Below are 21,264 nucleotides of genomic sequence, written 5' to 3'. Positions count from 1 at the left end.
CGGCGGCGGGTCAGCGGACGCGGCCCGCCGCCAGCACCAGGCGCGCCAGCTCGTGGTGCACGATGTCGCTGTGCGCCCCGGCCGGCGCCCCGCCGCGTTTGACCACCTCGGCCGTGTCGATGTTGACGCACCCCGAGGTGGGCAGCGTCGCCCGCAGCGCGTCGGCGAGCTTCCACGCACGCGTGCCCGGCACCGCCTGCACCCCGTCGAAGCCCATCGCGCCCCACTTGGCGCCCAGCATCCGCCCGACGTCCGCCCCGGCGGCCCCCTGCGCGTCCCCGGCCATCCGTGAGGCCAGCGGGTACATCGTGCCCAGCGCGGAGTCGTGGCGGGAGAAGCAGCACACCAGAGGACCGTCGATCCGGTTCTGCTGACCCTGCAGCACGCCTCCCGCGCGCGTGTCGTGCGGCAGCCGGGACGCGAACGCGTAGTGGGAGAAGGCCCCTTGGAGCAGCGTCACGGACTTCACCGTGCGCACCCCCTCGGGCAGCCCGCGCAGCGCGAACGACACCAGACGCCCGCCGAAGCTGTGCCCGACCAGATGGACCCGCACCTCGGGTGCCTTCGCGGCGAGTTGCCCGATCACCCGCCCCAGACCGCGCTCGCCGACCGTTCCCGCGCGCCGTTTCATGGCGTAGTACGTCGCCTGCCGCAGCAGTTCGTGGGCGCCGTCCCAGGGATTGGGGATCGTGAACCCCGCCGTCCCGTCCGTCGATTCGAGGTGCGCCAGCGTCCGTGCGAAGTCCTCGCAGACCGCTGTCACGGGCCCGGAGAACATGTCCGGCTCGCTCTGCGGCACCCCCTCCGCCAGGGTGTCCGCCCCGAACAGGGCCTGCGGCCCCGGCGGTACCAGCTCGACCAGCATCCGCACCAGCCGGCCGAACTCCTCCAGCTCGGCCTCCTCGCGCGGCTGCTGGTCCAGCAGCCGCGTGATCTGCTCGACGACGGTCGCCCGGCCGGGGAACGTCTCCAGGAGCGCGTGCCGGGTGTCCTTGTCGAGCACCGGACGCCGGGCGGACTCGGCCGCCACGGATCGCGGGAAGTCCGGGATCGGCTCGTCGGAGAACCGCATCGACGGCCACACCACACCCACGAACCCGAGGCGGGCGTTCGGGGCGAGCGCCGGGATCGGCTCGAAGAAGCGGCTGTAGAGCCGGGTCGCGCCGGAGCGGTCGCTGTTCCAGCCGTGCGCGAAGACGATCAGATCCCGGACCTTGCGCTCCGCCACACCGGCGATGAGCCGCTCGCGCCGCTGGCCGTCCGGATCGCCGTCCGAGTCGAAGGTCAGCTCCCAGTACGGACTCACACTCATCGCCGGATCCGCCATGACAGGCCCCCTTGTCCCCCGAAGTGGTGCGATGCGGTCGCATCGTCCTGCCAGGGGGCGAAGTTGGCCATACTCAACGGCTCAACCATCGGGGGATCATCTGTACAGGAGGTACTCCCTACGGGTCGCCCGGAACGCCGCCAGCTCCTCCCGCCAGCCCGCCACGACCTCGTCGGGGCCGGCCCCCGCGTCGATCGCGGTACGCACCCGGGTGGAGCCCGTCAGCTTGTCGATCCAGTTGTCGGGCCGCCAGGCGAAGCCGCTCCACACCCGTTTCGCGGTCACCAGCAGGGCGATTCCGGTGCGCACGGGGTCGTAGGCCGCCCGGTCGTGCACATGGATCTGCACACCGCCGATGGTCTTGCCCTGGAACTTGGAGAACGTCGGAGCGAAGTACGCCTCCCTGAAGTGCACGCCCGGCAGCGCGAGTTCGCCCGCGGCCGCGGCCCAGCGTCCGTCGACGCCCTCCGCGCCGAGCAGTTCGAAGGGCCGGGTGGTCCCGCGTCCCTCCGACAGGTTGGTGCCCTCGAAGAGACACGTCCCCGAGTACACCAGCGCGGTGTCCGGGGTGGGCATGTTGGGGCTCGGCGGCACCCAGGGCAGCCCGGACGTGTCGTAGAACTCCGACCGCTTCCACCCGGTCATGAGTACGGTCTCCAGGGCCACCGGCGCGGTGAGGAACTCCCCGTTGAACAGCCGCGCCAGCTCCGCGACGGTCATGCCGTGCGCCTGTGAGATGGGCTGTCGCCCCACGAAGGTGGCGAACTCCTTGTGCAGGACGGGGCCCTGGGCCGCGCGCCCGGTCACCGGGTTCGGCCGGTCCAGCACCACGAACCGCTTGCCCGCCAGCTGGGCGGCCTCCATGCAGTCGTACAGCGTCCAGATGTACGTGTAGAAGCGCGCGCCCACGTCCTGGATGTCGAAGACGACGGTGTCGACGCCGGAGGCGGTGAAGATGTCGGCGAGTGGTTGCCCGCTCTTCAGGTACGTGTCGTAGACGGGCAGCCCGGTCGCCGGGTCGTCGTAGCGGCCCTCGGATCCTCCTGCCTGGGCGGTGCCCCGGAAGCCGTGCTCGGGGCCGAACACGGCGATCAGGTTCACACGGTCGTCGGCGTGCATGACGTCGACGATGTGGCGGGCGTCCCGGGTGATGCCGGTGGGATTGGTGACGATGCCGACGCGGCGGCCTTCGAGGAGCGCGTACCCGTCGGCCGCCAGCCGCTCGAAGCCGGTACGGAGTGGGCGATGTCGCTCGGCCGCGGAGGCGGGCGGTGCGCTGGAGAATGCCGTTGCTGCCGTGGTCGCTGCGAGGAGAGCTCGTCTGGATAGGCGCATGGGGGGCACGGTATTGCTCCCGCGGGCCGTGCGGAACGACCTCACCCCTTCCTTGATACATACCGACTGGTTAGTCTGGTCATCTCCGCAGAGCCGAAGTCGAAGGAGACCGATGGTGGAAGCCGTGCAGGGTGCTGGTGTCGTCGTCACGGGGGCCGGAGGGGGTATCGGTGCCGCCCTTGCCCGGCGGTTCGCCACCGAGGGGGCCCGCGTTGTCGTCAATGACCTGGACGGCGAGCGTGCCAAGGCCGTCGCCGAGGAGATCGGCGGTATCGCTGTGCCCGGCGATGCCTCCGCCATCGTCGGCGAGGCCCGGGACGCGCTCGGCGGGACCATCGACGTGTACTGCGCCAACGCCGGTGTCGCCTTCGGCGGGCCCGAGGTGGATGATCTCGGCGACGCCAAGGCCTGGGAACTCTCCTGGGACGTCAACGTCATGGCACACGTGCGTGCCGCTCACGAACTGCTCCCCGCCTGGCTGGAGCGGGGCAGCGGACGGTTCGTGTCCACCGTGTCCGCCGCCGGGCTGCTCACCATGATCGGGGCGGCGCCCTACAGCGTCACCAAGCACGGCGCGTACGCCTTCGCCGAGTACCTGTCGCTGACCTACCGCCACCGGGGGATCAAGGTCCACGCCATCTGTCCGCAGGGCGTGCGCACGGACATGCTCTCGGCCACCGGCAGCGCGGGAGACCTGGTGCTCAAGCCGACGGCCGTGGAGCCCGAGGACGTCGCGGAGGCCCTCTTCAAGGGCATCGCCGAGGACCGCTTCCTGATCCTGCCGCACCCCGAGGTCGCCGAGTACTACCGGGCCCGGGCCGCCGACCCCGACCGCTGGCTGGGCAACATGAACCACCTCCAGCAGAAGTGGGAGGAGGCCCGGTGACCGAGTCCCTGTACGCCGCCAAGCCCTGGGTCGCCCTGCTCAACGACGCCCAGCGCGCTCCCATAGCGCCCGACGACTCCCTCGTGCACGCCCTGCGCAGGGTCGTCGCCGAGGCCCCGGACCGCGCTTTCCTCGCCTACTTCGACGGCCGCCTCACCTACCGCGAGATCGACGAGCTCAGCGACTCCGTCGCCGGGCACCTCGCCGCGCGCGGCCTGGAGCGGGGCGACCGGGTGGCGATCCTGCTGCAGAACTCCCCGCACTTCGTCATCGCCCTGCTGGGCGCGTGGAAGGCGGGCGCGACCGTCGTGCCCGTCAACCCCATGTACAAGTCGGGGGAGGTCACCCACGTCCTGCGGGACGGCGAGGTGGCCGCGCTGATCTGTTCCGACCGGGCCTGGGAGTCGTATCTGCGCGAGACGGCGGCGGACTCGCCGGTGCGGATCGTGCTGACCGGCTGCGAGCTGGACTTCCAGACCCGCGACGACGCGCGCGTGCTGGCCTTCGAGCGGCTGCCGCGGGCCGCCGACGCCGACGACCTGGCCGCCGTGGCCCGCGCGGGCCGCCAGGCGCCCGAGGGCCGTGACCCGGACCCGGCCGGCATCGCGCTCATCAGCTACACCTCGGGCACCAGCGGCGCCCCCAAGGGCGCCACCAACACGCACGGCAACATCATGTGCAACGCCGAGCGGCAGCGCACGGGCCTGGCCCTTCCGGACGCGCCCGTGTACTACGCGCTGGCGCCGCTGTTCCACATCACCGGGATGGTGTGCCAGCTCGGTGCCTGCCTCAACAGCGCGGGCACGCTGGTGCTGACGTACCGCTTCGAGGCGGGTGTCGTGCTGGAGGCGTTCGCCGAGCACCGGCCGCACTACACGGTCGGCCCCTCGACGGCCTTCATGGCGCTCGCCGCCCACCCGGACGTCACCCGCGAGCACTTCTCCTCCTTCGTCAACATCTCCTCCGGCGGTGCCCCGCTGCCGCCCGCCCTGGTGGAGAAGTTCCGGGCGGGCTTCGGGCCGTACATCCGCAACGGCTACGGGCTCACCGAGTGCACCGCGCCCTGCGCCTCCGTGCCGCCCCAGCTGGAGGCGCCCGTCGATGCGGTGTCCGGGACGCTGGCCGTGGGCCTGCCGGGGCCCCAGACGGTCGTAAGGATCGTCGACGACCGGGGCGCCGAGGTGCCCTTCGGCGAGCAGGGCGAGATCCTCGTGCGCGGCCCGCAGGTCGTGCCCGGCTACTGGCGGCGCCCCGAGGCCACCGCCGAGACCTTCCCGGACGGCGAACTGCGCACCGGCGACATCGGCTTCATGGACGAGCGGGGCTGGCTCTACGTCGTCGACCGCAAGAAGGACATGATCAACGCGTCCGGCTTCAAGGTGTGGCCGCGCGAGGTCGAGGACGTGCTGTACACCCATCCGGCGGTACGCGAGGCGGCCGTCGTCGGCGTGCCGGACGGGTACCGCGGGGAGACCGTCAAGGCGTACATCAGCCTGCGTCCGGGCGCCGACACGGACCCGGATGAACTCGCGGTGTACTGCAAAGAGAGACTGGCCGCCTACAAATACCCGAGGCAGGTGGAGATCCTGCCGGACCTGCCGAAGACGGCGAGTGGGAAGATCCTCCGGCGGGAACTGCGTTCCCGCAGGCAGAACGAGCAGTAGCGAACGGAAAAGCAGGAGGCGGCACAGTGCCCAGGACGACCGACGGAGACGGTACGCCCGTCCCGCAGCGGCTGCTGGCCGCCGCCACCCGGCTCTTCGCCGAACGGGGCTACGACCGCACCTCCGTGCAGGAGATCGTCGAGGCGGCCGGCGTCACCAAGGGGGCGCTGTACCACTACTTCGGCTCGAAGGACGACCTCCTGCACGAGGTGTACGCGCGGGTGCTGCGCGTCCAGCAGGAGCGCCTCGACGCCTTCGCGAGTTCCGACGAGCCGATCGAGAAGCGGCTGCGCGGTGCCGCGGCGGACGTCGTCGTCACGACGATCGAGAACCTCGACGACGCGATGATCTTCTTCCGCTCCATGCACCATCTGAGCCCGGAGAAGAACAAGCAGGTACGCGCCGAGCGCCGGCGCTACCACGAGCGGTTCCGCGCGCTCGTCGAGGAAGGCCAGGAAGCGGGCGTCTTCTCGAAGGCGACCCCGGCCGACCTGGTGGTGGACTACCACTTCGGCTCGGTCCACCACCTGTCGACCTGGTACCGCCCCGACGGTCCGATGAGCTCGCAGGAGGTCGCCGACCACCTGGCCGACCTGCTGTTGAGAGCCCTGCGCCCCTGAGCGCACGAGGACATGGGTAAGGGGCGGTCGCCAAGGGCGACCGCCCCTTACCACTCACCTCACAGGTACTTCTTCAGCTCCCGCCGCGCCAGCGACCGCTGGTGCACCTCGTCCGGCCCGTCGGCGATCATCAGCGTCCGGGCGCCGGCGTACAGCTCGGCCAGCGGGAAGTCCTGGCTGACGCCACCCGCGCCGTGCAGCTGGATCGCCCGGTCGATGATGTCGACCACCGCACGCGGCGTGGCGATCTTGATGGACTGGATCTCCGTGTGGGCGCCCCGGTTGCCGACGGTGTCCATCAGCCAGGCCGTCTTCAGCACGAGGAGCCGCAGCTGCTCGACGGTCACGCGCGCGTCGGCGATCCAGTTGTGCACCACGCCCTGCTGGGCCAGCGCCTTGCCGAAGGCCGTACGGGACACCGCCCGGCGGCACATCAGTTCGATCGCCCGCTCCGCCATGCCGATCAGCCGCATGCAGTGGTGGATCCGGCCCGGACCGAGGCGGGCCTGGGCGATGGCGAAGCCGCCGCCCTCCTCGCCGATCAGGTTCGACACCGGCACGCGCGCGTGGTCGAAGACCACCTCGGCGTGGCCGCCGTGGGAGTGGTCCTCGTAGCCGAAGACCTGCATCGCCCTCTTGACCGTGACGCCCGGGGTGTCACGGGGGACCAGGATCATCGACTGCTGGCGGCGGATGTCCTCGCCGTCCGGGTCCGTCTTGCCCATCACGATGAAGATCTTGCAGTCCGGGTTCATCGCCCCGGAGATGTACCACTTGCGGCCCGTGACGACGTACTCGTCGCCCTCCCGCTCGATGTACGTGGTGATGTTGGTGGCGTCCGAGGAGGCCACCTCCGGCTCGGTCATCGCGAACGCCGAGCGGATCTCACCGGCAAGGAGCGGCTCCAGCCACTGCTTCTTCTGCTGCTCGTCACCGAACTGCGTCAGCACCTCCATGTTGCCGGTGTCCGGCGCCGCGCAGTTCAGCGCGGTCGGCGCGAGCTGCGGGGAGCGGCCGGTGATCTCGGCGAGGGGCGCGTACTGCAGGTTGGTCAGCCCGGCACCGTACTCGGAGTCCGGCAGGAAGAGGTTCCACAGGCCCTGCCTGCGCGCCTCTGCCTTCAACTCCTCCACCACGGCCGGGGTGTCCCACGGCGACGCCAGCTGCGCGCGCTGCTCCTCGGCGACGGCCTCGGCGGGGTAGACGTGCTCGTCCATGAAGGCGAGCAGCTTGGCGCGCAGTTCCTCGGTGCGTGCGTCGAACGCGAAGTCCATGGCGGATCAGCCTTCCTGAAGGGTGGTCAGGCCGTGCGAGATGAAGACGGGGACGAGGTCGCCGATGCGGTCGAAGCCGTGACCGACCGTCTGGCCCAGGGTGTAGCGGTAGTGGATGCCCTCGAGGATCACGGCGAGCTTGAACCAGGCGAACGCCGTGTACCAGGAGACCTTGGAGACATCGCGCCCCGACCGGGCCGCGTACCGCTCGATCAGCTCGGCCGGATCCGGGTGCCCGGGGGCCGCGGCGGTGGTGGAGACGGGGGAGTCGGGCAGCGCGAGCGGCATGCTGTACATGACCAGCAGACCGAGGTCGGTGAGCGGGTCACCGAGGGTCGACATCTCCCAGTCGAGGATCGCCTTGATGCTGTCGTCGTCACCGATCAGCACGTTGTCGAGCCGGTAGTCGCCGTGGATCACGGTCGCCTCGGGGGACGTCGGCAGCTGCCGGCCGAGCGCCGCGTGCAGCTCGTCGATGCCGGCCAGCTCACGGTTGCGGGAGGCGTCCAGCTGCTTGCCCCAACGGCGCAGCTGACGGTCCAGGAAGCCCTCGGGGCGCCCGAAGTCCGCGAGTCCCACCTCGGCAGGGTCCACCGCGTGCAGTTCGACGAGCGTGTCCACCAGGGACAGCACCGCGCCCCGGGTGCGCTCCGGGCCGAGCGGGACAAGCTGGTCGGCGGTGCGGTACGGAGTGCCCTCGACGAACTCCATGACGTAGAACGGCGACCCGAGCACCTCCTCGTCCTCGCACAGCAGCACGGGCCGCGGCACCGGAACGTTCGTCGGATGCAGGGCGCTGATCACCCGGTGCTCGCGCTTCATGTCGTGCGCGGTGGCCAGGACATGGCCGAGCGGAGGCCGTCGTACGACCCACTTCGACGTGCCGTCGGAGAGCGCGTAGGTGAGGTTCGACCGTCCGCCCTCGATCAGCCGGCCGGTCAGGGGGCCGTGGACCAGTCCGGGCCGCTCGCGGTCGAGCAGGCCGCGCAGCCGGTCGAGGTCGAGTCCGGGCGGATGGTCGGGGCTCATGCATCGCTCCTACGGCAGACGAACGGTTCCCGACTCATGATGCCGACCGGTCGGTATGTCGTCCAGTGTGTAGTGCGAACGTGATCTGAGCCACCCTAGGACGCCACCCTAGGCCGACAGCTCCCCGCGCGGTGCGTCGGGGAGCTGTCGGCGATGCTTCTCGGTCAGGCGATGTCAGGTCACGGCCGGGTCAGTGCCGGGTCAGTGGTCGTCCCAGTGGCCGTCGTGGCGGGCGTGCCGGTGCCCGTCGTGCAGATAGTCGACGTGGTCACCGTGCAGCACGCTCTCGTGGCCGCAGGCGTCCCCGTGCGTGTGCTCGTGACCGTCGTGGGTGACGTGCCCGCCCGGCTCGCACTCGTCCCAGTGGCCGCCGTGCTCGCGGTGCAGATGCCCGCCGTGCGCGTAGTCGACGTGGTCCCCGTGCGGCACCTCGGTGTGGCCGCAGTCGGGGCCGTGGACGTGTGCGTGGGAGGTGTGTTCCTGGTGGAGGGTGGTCATGCTGCTCACCTTCGGAGATGTTGCCGATGCCGTCGGAAAGGCTGCCACGCGAACGCCGCATATCCGGGCATCCCGCTTGCGTGGCGTCCGAGTACCCCGGAGGGTCGGTGCCATGAAAGGCATCAGCTACTCACGCTACGGCGGACCCGAGGTCCTCGCATACGGGGACGTGCGCGACCCCAAGGTCGGGGTCGACGCGGTGCTGGTCAAGGTCCGGGCGGCGGCGGTCAACCCGGTCGACTGGCACGCCCGCGAGGGGCACCTCGACCGGATCCTCGACCCCGTCTTCCCGGTGGTCCCCGGCTGGGACGTCTCCGGGGTCGTGGTCGGACTCGGAGTGTCCGTCACGGAGTTCGCCGTCGGTGACGAGGTCATCGGATACGTCCGTGAGGACTTCCTCTCCCGGGGCACCTTCGCCGAGTACGTGGCCGCCCCCGTGCGCACCCTCGCCCGCAAGCCCCGCAACCTCTCCTTCGAGGAGGCGGCCGGCCTGCCGCTGGTGGGACTCACCGCCTACCAGGTGCTGGTGAAGGCGCTCCAGGTCAAACGCGGCGAGACGGTCCTGGTGCACGCGGCGGCGGGGGGCGTGGGCTCCGTCGCCGTACAGCTGGCCCGCCACTTCGGCGCCCGGGTCATCGGTACGGCGAGCCAGGGCAACCACGACTTCGTCCGCGGCCTCGGCGGCGAGCCCGTCGAGTACGGCGAGGGCCTGGCCGAACGGGTGCGCGGGCTGGCCCCCGAGGGCGTGGACGCGGTGTTCGACACGATCGGCGGCGAGACGCTGACGGTCTCGGCGAACCTGCTGGCACCCGAGGGCCGCCTGGTGTCCATCGCGGACGGTGAGGTCGTCGGATACGGCGGCCGCTACTACTGGGTGCGCCCGGATGCAGAGGACCTTCAGCGGCTGTCCGAACTCGCGGATCAGGGTGTGGTGTCGGTGCATGTGTCGCAGACGTTCCCGCTGGAGCGGACGGCGGAGGCGCAGCGGCTGAATCAGGAGGGACGGACCCGGGGGAAGATCGTGGTGACGGTCGACTGGGAGGCCGAGGGGGAGGGCGGGGTGGGCTAGAGGGAGCTAGAACACCAGGGCGGCCCCGCACGCGGCCATCGCCACGGTGCACAGGACGGCCGCCATGGCGTGGCGCGGGGCGATCGCGGAGGGGGTTTCGGCGGTGGCGAGGGCGCGGATACGGCGGTGCGCGAGCAGCAGGAAGCCCAGCCACAGGACGCAGGCCAGCGCGCAGGCGACGACCCCGGAGGCGGACGGGCCGCCGTGCAGCGCGGTCTTGACGGCGAGTACGGCGGAGACGGTGCCGGAGAGGGTCGTACGGCGCCAGGCGAGCCGGGTGCGCTCGGGCTGGAGTCCGGGGTCCCGTTCCTCGGTGGCCGGGGTGCTCACCCCTCCCACCCGACAAGGACGACGAAGACCATCGCGACGGCGACGACCGCCACGACGACGCTCAGCACCGCCGGGAACCGTGACACGGGCAGATCCTCACCCCGGCGCATCGCCCGCTCGCACCGCATCCAGTGATTGACCGCGCGCAACGAGCACAGCACCCCGGCCCCGAGCAGCGCGAGCGCCAGCCCGACCCGCCACCCCCAGCGCAGATCCGGCAGGAACTGGTCCACCGCGAACCCGCCGCCGATGAGCGCGAGCGCGGTCCGCAGCCAGGCCAGAAAGGTGCGCTCATTGGCGAGCGAGAACCGGTAGTCGGGCGTCCTGCCGTCCTCCCGAATCGCCTCGGGCGCGAACCAGAGCCGGACGTTCCGTGCAAAATCGATCACGCTCCGGACCCTACCGGGCGTCCGGCCCGGATCAGCCGCCCGCCCGGTAGGCCCGCAGTCGCTCGTACGCGTCCAAGCCGTCCGGTACCCACTCCCACTCCGGCAGCCGTCGCTCCACCTCCTCCTCCGGGAGGAAGTCGTGCCACGCGACCTCCTCGACCTGAGGATTCACCGGCAGATCGCAGCGGACCTCGTACACCGCCGACCACCAGGTCCGCCCGGCGCCGTCGTCGTACAGGAACTTGAAGAGGAACTCGGGGGAGGGGAGGCCGGAGACGCCCAGCTCCTCCTCCGCCTCCCTCAGCGCCGCGTCGTCGTAGGTCTCGCCCGCGCCGACCACTCCGCCGACCCACATGTCGTACAGGGAGGGGAAGACCAGCTTGGTCGGGGTGCGGCGGTGGACGAAGAGACGGCCGGTGGCGTCCCGGACCTGGATGAAGGCGCAGCGGTGACGCAGCCCCTGGGCGTACGCCGCACCGCGGGGGGACTGCCCGATGACCTGGTCGTTCTCGTCGACGATGTCGAGGATCTCGTCAGCAGAGCTCATGGGTCCATCCAAGCAGGGTGTCCCCACGCGGCCGCCCCGCGCCCCAGGAAGATCAGTTCGGTTGCAGATCCCGTGCCCGCACCGGTCGCTGCGCCGCTCCGCACGGCATCGCCGGATGCAGCCCCAGCAGCACGATCCCGACCACGACCGCGGCGAGCCCCGCCGCCTCCCACGCGAGCGCCCCCGCGTCGGTGCGCAGCCGGTCGCCCAGGAAGCCCACGCCGCAGATGATCCCGGCGAGGGGCTGGGCGGCGGTGAGGGCGGGGAGCGACATCCGCAGGGAGGCCGTCTCGAAGGCGCTCTGGACCAGTACCAGGCCGGTCACGCCGAGCACCAGCACCGCGTACGGCTGCCAGCCGGTGAGGACGTGCACGAGGCCGCCCTCGGAGAGCCGCTCGCCGCTCACCCGCGTCAGCGCGTCCTGCACGCCGTACAGCAGTCCGGCCGCCACCGCGAGCAGCGCCGGCCCCGCGACCAGCCGGGACCGCTTCGCGTACGTCGTCAGCAGCAGCGCGAGACCGATCATCGCTCCGATGATCAGCCAGTGCCGGAACGGGTCCGTGACCGCCGTACCGCCGCGCGGCTCGCCCGCCACGATGAACGCCGTTACGCCGCCCGCGAGGAGCAGCAACCCCGCCCAGCCCTGGCGGCCCAGCGACTGCTTGGTCTGGTGGCGGGAGAGGGCCATCGCGAACAGCAGGTTCGTCGCCAGCAGCGGCTCCACCAGGGAGATCTCGCCCTGGCCCAGCGCGATGGCGCCGAGGACCATGCCGGCCGCCATGAGCGCGATACCGCCGAGCCAGCGAGGCACCTTGACCAGGTCCAGGAGGAGGCGGGGCGAGAGGAAGTCGTTCAGGGGTGCCCGCTGAGCCACGTTCTGCTGGAGGACGAAACCGAAGCCCAGGCAGCAGGCGGCGCTCACGGCGAGAACCAGAACAAGAACCGACACGCTGCGTACCTCGATCATCGGGCCGGGCTACGGGGCGGGTTAGGGGCCGACTTTAGCGCCCTCGGGCCCGGCTTGCTCCTCGGAGTACCCGGAACCGGGCAGTTGACTCGGTCACCCCGTACGACCTTCCGGCCATGGTGCGGGGGCGGGGCCCATGGCGCCATGGCGTACGCCACACATGTGCCCGGCGACCTGCCGTTCATGATCACAACTGCCCCTCCAGTCACGACAGTTGAACCGTGTAACACCCGTCCCAGCCTTGACGAGAAGCATTGGCTGCGGGTTTGCTGTCCGTGACCATCTGCCCACGCAACGAACTACGACGTCGAGCAACGTCGCGTGAGGAAGTCTCCGCGGTGTCTCCACCCCCACCACCACTGGGCCGCAGTCGAAGACGCGCGGCCCAGGCCTTCGACGCCGCCCTCGACGACGCCGAACTCGTCTCCGCCCGCTCCGCCCTGGCCCAGGGCCGCTGGCAGGCCGCCCGTTCCCTGATCGCCCAGTCCGGGGACGAGTGGGATCTGCGCGGCCACCGGGTGACCGTCCTCGCCCTGGAGCCGTACAGCGCCGCCTGGACCCGCGACTGGCTGCTCGCCGAACCCGAGTCCGCCGACGCCCCGGTCCTGCTCGCCCTCGCCCAGGTCCAGCGCGCCCTGCGCGGCAAGGAGAAGCCGGACCGCGCCCGCGAGGCCTGCCGGACCGCCGCCGAGCGTGCCCCCGCCGACCCCACCCCCTGGCTGGGCCTGCTCATGCTGGAGCAGGGCACGGCCGGTGCCGGGAGCGCCGTCCGGATCTTCGAGGAGGTCCGCCGCCGCTACGCCGACCACCACCACGCCCACCATCTGATGGTCGCCCGGCTCGCCGAGCACCGCGCCGACGCCGGCCCGGACCCGCTGCACGAGGTCTACGACTTCGCCAACTGGGCCGCCGAACAGGCCCCCGCCGACTCCCCGCTCGCGATCCTCCCGGTCATCGCCCACGCCGAGCGCTACCGCGTCCTCGCCACCGCCGGCCACGAGCCCCCCGACCCGGCCGCCTCCGGCCACTGGGTCGGCCGCCGGGCCCGCCAGGTGATGAAGGCCGCCTTCGACTGGTGGCTGGAGTGGGAGCACGAGGGCCACCCCCGCCGCCTCGTCGACCTCAACTTCCTCGCCCACGCCAAGGTCTGCGAGGGCCGGGGCGCCGAAGCCGCCGCCCTGTTCCACCGCATCGGCGAGCATCCGACCCCCGCCCCCTGGGCGTACCCCGACCGCGACCCCACCTCAGCCTTCCGTGCCGCACGCGACAGCGCGCTCGGCACGGTGTGACGCCCTCCCCTCCCCCGAAAAGGACGGTTTCCCCGTGACAACGGACAGTTCGAGTACGAAGAGAACCGACGGCATCAGCACCTTCAAGGGCCAGGAGCGGGCCCTGCGCGCCGACCGCCTGGGCACCGGGGGCCTGCTGCTCTCCGTGCTCGCGGCGACCGCCCCCCTCATGGTGGTCGCGGGTGTCATGCCCACCACATTCGCGGTGATGGGCATCGTCGGACAGCCCCTGCTCTTCGTCCTCCTCGGCGTGATCCTCGTCCTGTTCGGCATCGGCTACGCGGAGATGAGCCGGCACGTCCACAACGCAGGCGCCTTCTACGCGTACATCTCCCGCGGCCTCGGCGGCACGGCCGGCGCGAGCGCGGCGCTGGTCGCCCTGGTCGCCTACAACGCCCTCCAGGTCGGCATCTACGGCATCTTCGGCTTCGAGGTCTCCGGCCTCTTCGCCACCTACGCCGAGGTGGAGGTCGCCTGGTGGATACCGGCCCTGGTGGCCGCGCTCGCCGTCGGCGCACTGGGCTGGCTGAAGATCGACGTCAACGCGAAGGTGCTCGGCGTCCTGCTGGTCATCGAGGTGGCCCTGGTCGTCATCTTCGACATCGCCGCCATCGCCGACCCCGGCAAGGAGGGCCTGTCCCTGCACGCCTTCAACCCGGACACCCTCACCGGGGCGGGCGTCGGCACCGCCCTGTGCTTCTGCATCGCGGCCTTCCTCGGCTTCGAGCAGGCGCCCGTGTACGCCGAGGAGACCAGCCGCCCGCACGTCCTGGTGCCCCGCGTGATGTTCCTGGCCGTCGGCGGGGTCGCCGTCTTCTTCGCGGTCAGCAGCTGGGCCCTCACCGTCGCCACCGGGCCCTCCGCGATCGTCGGCGAGTCGCAGAAGCAGAGCGCCGGACTGCTGTTCAACCTCACCGAGTCCCGCCTCGGCGGCACCTTCACCGACGTCCTGCACATCCTGTTCGTGACCGGCATGTTCGCCGCCATGCTCAGCTTCCACAACGTCGTCGCCCGCTACGCCTTCGCCATGGGCCGCGAAGGACTGCTCCCCGCCGCCTTCGGCCGCACCACCGGCACCAGCGGTGCCCCCGGTACCGGGTCCCTGCTCCAGACGGTCGTCTCGGTGGTGATCGTCGCCGCCTTCGCGTTCGCCGACGACAAGCCGACCGGTGACCCCACCGAACCCGTCCTGCACCTGTTCACCTGGGGCGGCAACATCGGTGCCCTCGGCGTGATCCTGCTGATGGCGGCGGCCTCCTTCTCGGTGGTCGTCTTCTTCGTCCGCCGCGGCGCCGTCGGCGCCCAGGCCTGGCGCCTGGTCACCTCCGCGGTCGCCGGCATCGCGCTGCTCGTCATCGCCGGCTACACCGTCAAGGACTTCGACGTCCTGGTCGGCGCCGGACCGGACTCGTCCCTGAGCTGGCTGCTGCCCGGCATCATCGGCCTGGCCCTGGTCGTCGGCCTGGCCCAGGGCCTGTTCCTGCGCGCCCGCTCGCCCGAGGCCCACGCCCGTATCGGTCTGGGCAACGAGGCGTTCCAGCTGGACAAGGCGGCCTCTTCGTAAGAAGTGGTTACGGAAGTCTGACGGGCACCCGCGAACCCTGGTCCGCCAGGGCCCGCGGGTGTTCGAATGGACAGGTGAACTCCGGACAACCCGAGGAACAGGGCCGGCCCATCGGCCGCCGTGTCCTCCTCGGCACCCTCGGCCTGGGCGCCCTCGGCGTGGTCGCCGCGCCCACCCTGCAACGCGGCCTGGAGTCCTTCCTGGGCAGCGCGGCCGACAAGGACCCCACCGGCCTCACGGGCCTGCTCCCCAACGGAGGCGGCTTCCGCTACTACTCGGTCGCCTCCTCCGTCCCCCACAAGAACGCCTCGAACTACCGCCTGAAGATCGACGGCCTCGTCGACCGCCCGGCCACCTACACCCTGTCCGACCTGCGGGCGATGCCCCAGACCCGGATGGTCAAGGACGTCCAGTGCGTCACCGGCTGGCGGGTCCCGGACACCCCCTTCGAGGGCGTACGCCTCTCCCGGCTGCTCGACGCCGCCGGAGTACGGGCCAAGGCCACCGCGATCCGCTTCACCTGCTTCGACGGCACCTACACCGAGAGCCTCACCCTCGACCAGGCCCGCCGCGCGGACGTCCTGGTCGCCCTGCGCATGCAGGACAAAGACCTCGGCCACAGCCACGGCGGCCCGGTCCGCCTCTACGTCGCACCCATGTACTTCTACAAGTCCGCCAAGTGGCTCTCCGGCATCACCGTCACCGAGGACGTGGACCCCGGCTACTGGGAGGAGCGCGGCTACGACGTCGACGCCTGGGTCGGCAAGTCGAACGGACGGGACGATGACCCTACGAGCTGAAGCCCCGCCGGAGACGCGCGTACGCCGCTTCGGCCGTTCCCAGCGCTGGGTGCACCGCACGACCGCCGTCCTGATGGGCGTCTGCGTGCTCACCGCCGCCTGTCTCTACATCCCCCAGCTCGCGGAGCTAGTCGGCCGCCGTGAGCTGGTGGTCCGCATCCACGAGTGGTCCGGCCTGGCCCTGCCGGTCCCCGTCCTGGCCGGCCTCGCCTCCCGCCGCTTCCGTACCGACCTGCGCTTCCTGAACCGCTTCGGCCCGCACGACCGGATCTGGCTGCGCGCCGCCCTGCGCCGCGACAAGCGGCCCTCGGCGCGTCCGGCGGGCAAGTTCAACGCCGGGCAGAAGGTCTACGCCTCCTGGATCGCCGGCGCCACGCTGGTGATGCTCGGCACCGGTCTGCTGATGTGGTTCACCCACCTCACCCCGATCCAGTGGCGTACCAGCGCGACCTTCGTCCATGACTGGCTGGCACTGACCGTCGGTATCGTCCTCGCCGGCCACATCGGCATGGCGCTAGGGGACCCGGAGGCGCGGCGCGGCCTGCGGACGGGGAAGGTGAGCCGGGAGTGGGCCGAGCGGGAACACTCCTTGTGGCGCCACTGACGCGGTGGGCGTCCCCGGCTCGGACACCGTGGGAGCAGGCGCCACGACGGTGAACGCGTCCTGCGCCCGCACCTCGACGCCCCCGAACCGGACCGCCACGTCGACGGCCCTCGGCAGGCCCTCCACCACCGGCACCACCACGTTCAGCACCAGATGGTCACCCGTCTCGGAGGCGAGGACCGGCGGCCCGTCCAGCTGCCGGCCGTCGATGAACACCCGCCCGTCCCGCAGCAGTTCGGCATGGTCGAAGTACGTTCCGGCCAGCTCGACGCCGATGGTCTCCCCGGGCCGCGCCTGACCGTCGCCGCCCGAGTCGACCCCGGCGATCGCGTACGCGCACGCGGGCGTGGCGCCGGAGGCGGCCTCGAGCCGCACGGTGGCGGCGGGGTGTCGCCGGTGGAAGTCGAGCAGCCCGCCCAGCACGGTGTACCCGGCCCGTCCCTTGCAGGTGTCGGACTTCCCCGCGAGCGCGGCGAAGTCCCGTGACGCCGTCTCCCAGCTGCCGCCCTTGCCCTGCACGGCGAGACAGGCGGAGGCGAGCCCGCGCAGCAACCGCCACTCGTCGTCCGCCGGCTTCCCGGGGATGACATCGAGGGCGGTCCGGCACCCGGTGGGGGCGCGGAGTCCGTCGTAGACGCTGGACGGGTCCGGTATGCCGTCGGCGTCGGGGGAACCCGGACCCGGCGGCAGCCAGCCGGGGATGTCGAGGGGGCTCTTGCTCGCGGAGGGAGCGGGGGTGGGTGCGGAGGTGGGCGAGGAGTCCGGGCTCCGCAGCGGCCCGGGAGTCGCGGTGGGGCTGTTCACATGGCCGTCGGGCCTGGGCTGAGCCGGGACGACGGGGGAGGGGGAGCCGGTGCGCCCCGCCGGCGCACGGCCCGAGGGGCCGACCGTGACGATCGTGCCCCCGCCGTCGCCTCTGTCCGACGTGTCACTCCCGTCACCGGTGAAGGCCGCGGCGGCCACCGCCACCGCTCCGACGACGAGCAGCCCCGAGATGCGCACCCCGAGGGAAACCGCCATGACGCCCCCCGACACGGTCGCCCCTGGGATGCCGTTCCCAGGGGACTCCCATCATCGGGCCGACCGCGCCGACAGGGAAGCCGAATCAGGGCGAAGCCGGGTGCAGGATCTTGCAAGAGGCGAAGCTCCGGTTCCGTTTCACGCACCGGCGACCACAGGCGGCCCAGGAGCCCGGCAGGACACCGAGGAGCGGCCGGGCCCGGTTCCGCCGCCGGCGGCGGAACCGGGTCAGCCCTCGAAGTCCAGCAGCACCTTGCAGGACACGTTCCGGTCCGCGGCCAGCGCGAACGCCGACTCCGCCTCCCGGACCGGGACCACCGCGCTGACCAGCCCGTCGAACGACGGCTCGGCCGCGAGCAGTTCCAGCGCCGCGTCGAACTCCCCGTCGAAACGGAACGCCCCCCGCAGCTCGATCTCCCGGCTCACGACGAGATTCCCGGCGAACGGCGACTGCCCCGGCGGCAACATCCCGAGCTGCACGACCACACCCCCGCGCCGCACCAGCCGCAGACAGGTGTCCAGCCCGGCCGCGACCCCGGACGCCTCGACGGCCACGTCCACCTCGGACGGCCACCCGGCATCATCCGGATCGTCGGCCCGTACGACGCTGTCGGCGCCGGCGGTCTCCGCGTACCGCAGAGCCGCGGGCAGCAGGTCCGTCACCGTCACCCGGGCCGCACCGGCCGCCTTCGCCGCCGCGACCACCAGACAGCCGATGGGCCCGGCCCCGGTGACGAGCACATGCTTCCCCGCGACCTCCCCGGCCCGCCGCACCGCGTGCAACGCGACGGACAGGGGCTCCGCGAGAGCCGCCCGGCGAAGGCCCAGTCCGTCCGGCAGCGGCCTCAACTGCTCCGCGGGCACCACCACTTGGGCCGCGAACCCGCCCTGGACGTGCGGAAAGCGTGCCGCGCTGCCGAGATAGCGGGTGTCACGGCAGACGTTGCGCCGACCGTCTGCGCACTCCGGACACACCCCGCAGGGAGTGGCCGGGTGCACCGCAACTGCCGTACCTGGAACGGGACCTGACGCACCGGCACCGTACGAGAGGACGGTCCCGACCACCTCGTGCCCGAGCAGCATCGGCTCCCTCAGGCGGAAGTCCCCGACCCCGCCGTGCCGCCAGTAGTGCAGATCGGAGCCGCAGACCCCGCCGTAGCGGACCGCGACCAGGGCCTGCCCCGGACCGGGCGACGGCGCCGCCAACTCCTCGACCCGCAGGTCGCCCTGCCCATGGATCACACAACCGAGAGTCATCACAGCACGCTCGTCATTCCGCCGTCGACGTACAGGATCTGTCCGCTGACGAAGTCCGCGGCGGGCGAGGCGAGGAAGAGCACCCCGCCCACCAGGTCCTGTGTACGGCCCCAGCGGCCGGCCGGGGTGCGGCGGCGCACCCAGGAGCTGAACTCCTCGTCCTCGACGAGGGCTTGGGTCAACTCGGTCTCGATGTAGCCGGGGCCGAGGCCGTTCACCTGGACGCCCTGCGGGCCCCAGTCGGCGCACATGCCCTTGGTGAGCATCTTCAGCGCGCCCTTGGTGGCGGCGTACGGCGCGATGCCGGGACGGGCCACCTCGCTCTGCAGCGAGCAGATGTTGACGATCTTGCCGTGGCCGCGCGCCGTCATCCGCCGGGCCGCTTCCCGGCCGACCAGGAACGCGCTGGTCAGGTTGGTGTCCAGGATGCGGTGCCAGTCGGAGTCGGTGAACTCCAGGAGCGGGGCGCGCAGTTGCATGCCCGCGTTGTTGACCAGGATGTCGAGCGGGCCGACCCGTTCCTCGACGTCCGCGATCCCGGCGGCCACCGAGGCGCCGTCGGTCACGTCGAACACGGCCGTGTGGACGCGGTCGCCGGGCAGTTCGGCGGCGGCCTTGGTGAGCCGCTCGCCGTCCCGCCCGTTGAGGACCACCGTGCAGCCGGCCTCCGCGAGACCCCGGGCCAGGGCGAGTCCGATGCCCCGGCTGGAGCCCGTGACCAGGGCGGTCCTGCCGGTGATGTCGAACAGAGGGTGACTCATCGTCCTACTCCTCGTATCTCTAGATGATCAGTGAGAGGAGCAGGACCAGGCCACCGGCGACCACCGAGATGATCGTCTCCATGACGGACCAGGTCTTGATGGTCTGGCCGACGTTCAGGCCGAAGTACTCCTTGACCAGCCAGAACCCGGCATCGTTGACATGGCTGAAGAAGAGCGAGCCGGCGCCGATGGCGAGGACCAGCAGGGCCGCGTGGGTCGTCGACATGTCGGCGGCCAGCGGAGCCACGAGCCCCGCGGCCGACACGGTCGCCACCGTCGCCGAACCCGTCGCGAGCCGGATGGCCACCGCGATCAGCCAGGCCAGCAGCAGCGCCGGTATCGACCAGTCCTCGGAGATGTCAAGGATCATGGCGCCCACGCCGGTGTCGATCAGCGTCTGCTTGAACCCGCCGCCCGCGCCGACGATCAGGAGGATGCCGGCGATGGGCGCGAGGCCCTTCTCGACCAGCGGCGTGAGGCGCTCCCTGCCGAACCCGGCGGGCCGCAGCAGCGTGAAGATGCCGAGGAGTACGGAGGCGAGCAGGGCGATCAGCGGCGAACCGACGACGTCGAAGATCCGCTGTGTGGTGTTCTCGGGGTCGTCGATGACGATGTCGACGAGCGCCTTGGAGAGCATCAGGATGACCGGCAGCAGGATGGTGATCAGCGTGGCGCCGAAGCCGGGACGCTTCTCCAGGTCCTCGGACGGGCGCTGCGGGATCATCTTGTCCGGCGCCGGGACGTCCACCCAGCGGGCCGCGTACCGGGAGAACAGCGGACCGGCGATGATCACCGTCGGGATGGCGACGAGCACGCCGAGCGCCAGCGTGACACCCAGGTCGGCCCCGATCGCGTCGATCGCGACCAGCGGGCCGGGGTGCGGCGGGACCAGGCCGTGCATCACGGACAGACCGGCCAGCGCCGGGATGCCGATGCGCATCAGCGAGTAGTTGCCGCGCTTGGCGACCATCAGCACGACCGGGATCAGCAGCACGACGCCGACCTCGAAGAACAGCGGCAGACCGATCACGGAGGCGATCAGCACCATCGCCCACGGCATCGAGCGGCCGCCCGCCTTGGCGAGGATGGTGTCGACGATCTGGTCGGCGCCGCCGGAGTCGGCGAGCATCTTGCCGAGGATCGCGCCGAGCGCGATCAGCACGCCCACACCGGCGACGGTGGTGCCGAGGCCGCCGGTGAAGCTGGTGATGACCTTGTCGAGCGGCGCTCCGGCGAACGCGCCCAGCGCCAGCGACCCGATGGTCAGCGACAGGAACGCGTGGAGCTTGAACTTGGTGATGAGCAGGACGATGACGGCGATGCCCGCCAGGACGGCGATGCCCAGCTGAGCGTGACCGGCCGAGGTGATGGGCTCGACCGGGTCCGCTGCCAGCAACTCGACGCTGAGTCTGGTCACGGGGGTTCCCTTGCAGGTACGGGGATGGGGGAGGGGTCTTGCGCGGGGGGTTACGGGAGCTCGGTCAGGGCCTGCGCGGCCCGGCCGGTGATCTCCTCGGGGCTGCCGGTGACGTCCACCACGACTCCCGCCTCGTCCTCCTGGAGCGGCTGGAGGGTCGCGAACTGGGAGTCGAGCAGCGCGGTCGGCATGAAGTGCCCCTGCCGATGGGACATGCGGTCCTCGATGAGGGCGCGATCGCCCGCGAGGTGCACGAAGACGAGCCCGGGAGCGGCGGCGCGCAGCCGGTCGCGGTACGAGCGCTTCAGCGCCGAGCAGCTGACCACCCCACCGAGTCCCGCCCGCCCGTCCGCCCAGTCGCCGATGGCGTCCAGCCAGGGCCACCGGTCCTCGTCGGTGAGCGGGGTGCCGGCCGACATCTTGGCGATGTTGGCCGGCGGGTGGAAGTCGTCGGCCTCGGCGTACGGGACGCCGAGACGGGCGGCGAGCAGCGGACCGATGGTGGTCTTGCCGGTGCCCGCGACGCCCATCACCACGACGACATGGGGGGTGTTCATCGCTGCCTCACTGTCTGCTGTCTTCATCGACACGTGGACGCCCTTGGGCGTCGACGCAAC

The 21,264-nt window shown here is 71.5% G+C and carries 22 protein-coding genes; 8 read left to right on the top strand and 14 right to left on the bottom strand.

Translation table 11 applies throughout. The features are described from left to right. Window positions 1–10: 10 nt before the first annotated feature. Complete coding sequence (locus ACWD3I_RS26425) at window positions 11–1,327, bottom strand: serine-threonine protein kinase (RefSeq protein WP_365408899.1); 1,317 nt, start codon at window positions 1,325–1,327, stop codon at window positions 11–13. Between the two features lie 96 nt (window positions 1,328–1,423). Beyond that, window positions 1,424–2,662, bottom strand: coding sequence for an exo-beta-N-acetylmuramidase NamZ family protein (locus ACWD3I_RS26420; protein ID WP_365408896.1), 1,239 nt, complete (start codon window positions 2,660–2,662; stop codon window positions 1,424–1,426). A gap of 112 nt (window positions 2,663–2,774) precedes the next feature. On the opposite strand from ACWD3I_RS26420, the gene ACWD3I_RS26415 reads away from it, so the two are divergent. Genes ACWD3I_RS26415 through ACWD3I_RS26405 form a run of 3 tightly spaced genes read left to right on the top strand, consistent with a single transcriptional unit; the run spans window position 2,775 to window position 5,832 of the window. Further along, window positions 2,775–3,548 carry an SDR family oxidoreductase gene (locus ACWD3I_RS26415; protein WP_365408893.1) on the top strand — a complete coding sequence of 258 codons (774 nt, stop codon included), beginning with the start codon at window positions 2,775–2,777 and terminating at the stop codon, window positions 3,546–3,548. Then, a complete protein-coding gene (locus ACWD3I_RS26410) occupies window positions 3,545–5,212 on the top strand; it encodes a class I adenylate-forming enzyme family protein (RefSeq protein ID WP_365408890.1) in 1,668 nt (555 codons plus the stop codon). The genes ACWD3I_RS26415 and ACWD3I_RS26410 overlap by 4 nt, the downstream gene beginning before the upstream one ends. Before the next feature lie 26 nt (window positions 5,213–5,238). Next, a complete protein-coding gene (locus ACWD3I_RS26405; protein WP_365408887.1) occupies window positions 5,239–5,832 on the top strand; it encodes a TetR/AcrR family transcriptional regulator in 594 nt (197 codons plus the stop codon). Window positions 5,833–5,891: 59 nt separating this feature from the next. Here the strand turns inward: ACWD3I_RS26405 and ACWD3I_RS26400 are convergent, their stop codons facing one another. The 3 genes from ACWD3I_RS26400 to ACWD3I_RS26390 form a co-directional block, all read right to left on the bottom strand. Then, window positions 5,892–7,106, bottom strand: coding sequence for an acyl-CoA dehydrogenase (locus ACWD3I_RS26400; RefSeq protein ID WP_365408884.1), 1,215 nt, complete (start codon window positions 7,104–7,106; stop codon window positions 5,892–5,894). A 6-nt stretch (window positions 7,107–7,112) separates the two neighbouring features. Continuing rightward, window positions 7,113–8,135 carry a phosphotransferase family protein gene (locus ACWD3I_RS26395; protein WP_365408881.1) on the bottom strand — a complete coding sequence of 341 codons (1,023 nt, stop codon included), beginning with the start codon at window positions 8,133–8,135 and terminating at the stop codon, window positions 7,113–7,115. A gap of 201 nt (window positions 8,136–8,336) precedes the next feature. Next, a complete protein-coding gene (locus ACWD3I_RS26390) occupies window positions 8,337–8,633 on the bottom strand; it encodes a hypothetical protein (RefSeq protein WP_365408878.1) in 297 nt (98 codons plus the stop codon). Window positions 8,634–8,745: 112 nt separating this feature from the next. On the opposite strand from ACWD3I_RS26390, the gene ACWD3I_RS26385 reads away from it, so the two are divergent. Continuing rightward, window positions 8,746–9,702 carry an NADP-dependent oxidoreductase gene (locus ACWD3I_RS26385; protein ID WP_365408875.1) on the top strand — a complete coding sequence of 319 codons (957 nt, stop codon included), beginning with the start codon at window positions 8,746–8,748 and terminating at the stop codon, window positions 9,700–9,702. A 6-nt stretch (window positions 9,703–9,708) separates the two neighbouring features. Here ACWD3I_RS26385 and ACWD3I_RS26380 read toward each other — a convergent pair whose 3' ends face one another. The 4 genes from ACWD3I_RS26380 to ACWD3I_RS26365 are packed head-to-tail and all read right to left on the bottom strand — an operon-like array spanning window position 9,709 to window position 11,935. Next, entirely contained in the window at window positions 9,709–10,032 is a 324-nt protein-coding gene (locus tag ACWD3I_RS26380; RefSeq protein WP_365408872.1) for a DUF202 domain-containing protein, read from the bottom strand. After that, entirely contained in the window at window positions 10,029–10,421 is a 393-nt protein-coding gene (locus ACWD3I_RS26375) for a YidH family protein (protein ID WP_046256647.1), read from the bottom strand. Before ACWD3I_RS26375 ends, ACWD3I_RS26380 begins: the two co-directional genes overlap by 4 nt. A 31-nt stretch (window positions 10,422–10,452) precedes the next feature. Then, a complete protein-coding gene (locus ACWD3I_RS26370; RefSeq protein WP_365408868.1) occupies window positions 10,453–10,968 on the bottom strand; it encodes an NUDIX hydrolase in 516 nt (171 codons plus the stop codon). Window positions 10,969–11,020: 52 nt separating this feature from the next. Beyond that, window positions 11,021–11,935 carry a DMT family transporter gene (locus ACWD3I_RS26365; protein ID WP_365408865.1) on the bottom strand — a complete coding sequence of 305 codons (915 nt, stop codon included), beginning with the start codon at window positions 11,933–11,935 and terminating at the stop codon, window positions 11,021–11,023. A 338-nt stretch (window positions 11,936–12,273) separates the two neighbouring features. On the opposite strand from ACWD3I_RS26365, the gene ACWD3I_RS26360 reads away from it, so the two are divergent. From ACWD3I_RS26360 to ACWD3I_RS26345, 4 genes are all read left to right on the top strand, one after another. Then, window positions 12,274–13,224, top strand: coding sequence for a hypothetical protein (locus ACWD3I_RS26360; RefSeq protein WP_365408862.1), 951 nt, complete (start codon window positions 12,274–12,276; stop codon window positions 13,222–13,224). Between the two features lie 34 nt (window positions 13,225–13,258). Next, window positions 13,259–14,788, top strand: coding sequence for an APC family permease (locus ACWD3I_RS26355; protein ID WP_365408859.1), 1,530 nt, complete (start codon window positions 13,259–13,261; stop codon window positions 14,786–14,788). 74 nt (window positions 14,789–14,862) lie between these two features. Next, the gene (locus tag ACWD3I_RS26350) at window positions 14,863–15,588 is read left to right on the top strand and encodes a molybdopterin-dependent oxidoreductase (protein ID WP_365408856.1); all 726 of its coding nucleotides are present in this window, start codon (window positions 14,863–14,865) and stop codon (window positions 15,586–15,588) included. Beyond that, window positions 15,572–16,192, top strand: a complete 621-nt coding sequence (locus ACWD3I_RS26345; protein WP_365408853.1) for a cytochrome b/b6 domain-containing protein — start codon at window positions 15,572–15,574, stop codon at window positions 16,190–16,192. Before ACWD3I_RS26350 ends, ACWD3I_RS26345 begins: the two co-directional genes overlap by 17 nt. On the opposite strand, the gene ACWD3I_RS26340 is transcribed toward ACWD3I_RS26345, so the two are convergent. The 5 genes from ACWD3I_RS26340 to ACWD3I_RS26320 form a co-directional block, all read right to left on the bottom strand. Continuing rightward, the gene (locus tag ACWD3I_RS26340) at window positions 16,103–17,212 is read right to left on the bottom strand and encodes a hypothetical protein (protein WP_365408850.1); all 1,110 of its coding nucleotides are present in this window, start codon (window positions 17,210–17,212) and stop codon (window positions 16,103–16,105) included. The genes ACWD3I_RS26345 and ACWD3I_RS26340 overlap by 90 nt on opposite strands. A gap of 228 nt (window positions 17,213–17,440) precedes the next feature. Next, on the bottom strand, window positions 17,441–18,469 hold the full coding sequence (locus tag ACWD3I_RS26335; protein ID WP_365408847.1) for an L-idonate 5-dehydrogenase: 1,029 nt from the start codon (window positions 18,467–18,469) through the stop codon (window positions 17,441–17,443). Then, complete coding sequence (locus ACWD3I_RS26330) at window positions 18,469–19,230, bottom strand: glucose 1-dehydrogenase (RefSeq protein WP_365408843.1); 762 nt, start codon at window positions 19,228–19,230, stop codon at window positions 18,469–18,471. Before ACWD3I_RS26330 ends, ACWD3I_RS26335 begins: the two co-directional genes overlap by 1 nt. A 19-nt stretch (window positions 19,231–19,249) precedes the next feature. Further along, on the bottom strand, window positions 19,250–20,647 hold the full coding sequence (locus ACWD3I_RS26325) for a GntP family permease (RefSeq protein ID WP_365408840.1): 1,398 nt from the start codon (window positions 20,645–20,647) through the stop codon (window positions 19,250–19,252). 50 nt (window positions 20,648–20,697) lie between these two features. Continuing rightward, window positions 20,698–21,204 carry a gluconokinase gene (locus tag ACWD3I_RS26320; RefSeq protein WP_365408837.1) on the bottom strand — a complete coding sequence of 169 codons (507 nt, stop codon included), beginning with the start codon at window positions 21,202–21,204 and terminating at the stop codon, window positions 20,698–20,700. Window positions 21,205–21,264: the final 60 nt, after the last annotated feature.

This window comes from Streptomyces sp. NPDC002817, assembly GCF_053592055.1.
This window is presented reverse-complemented; position numbering and strand designations above follow the sequence as displayed.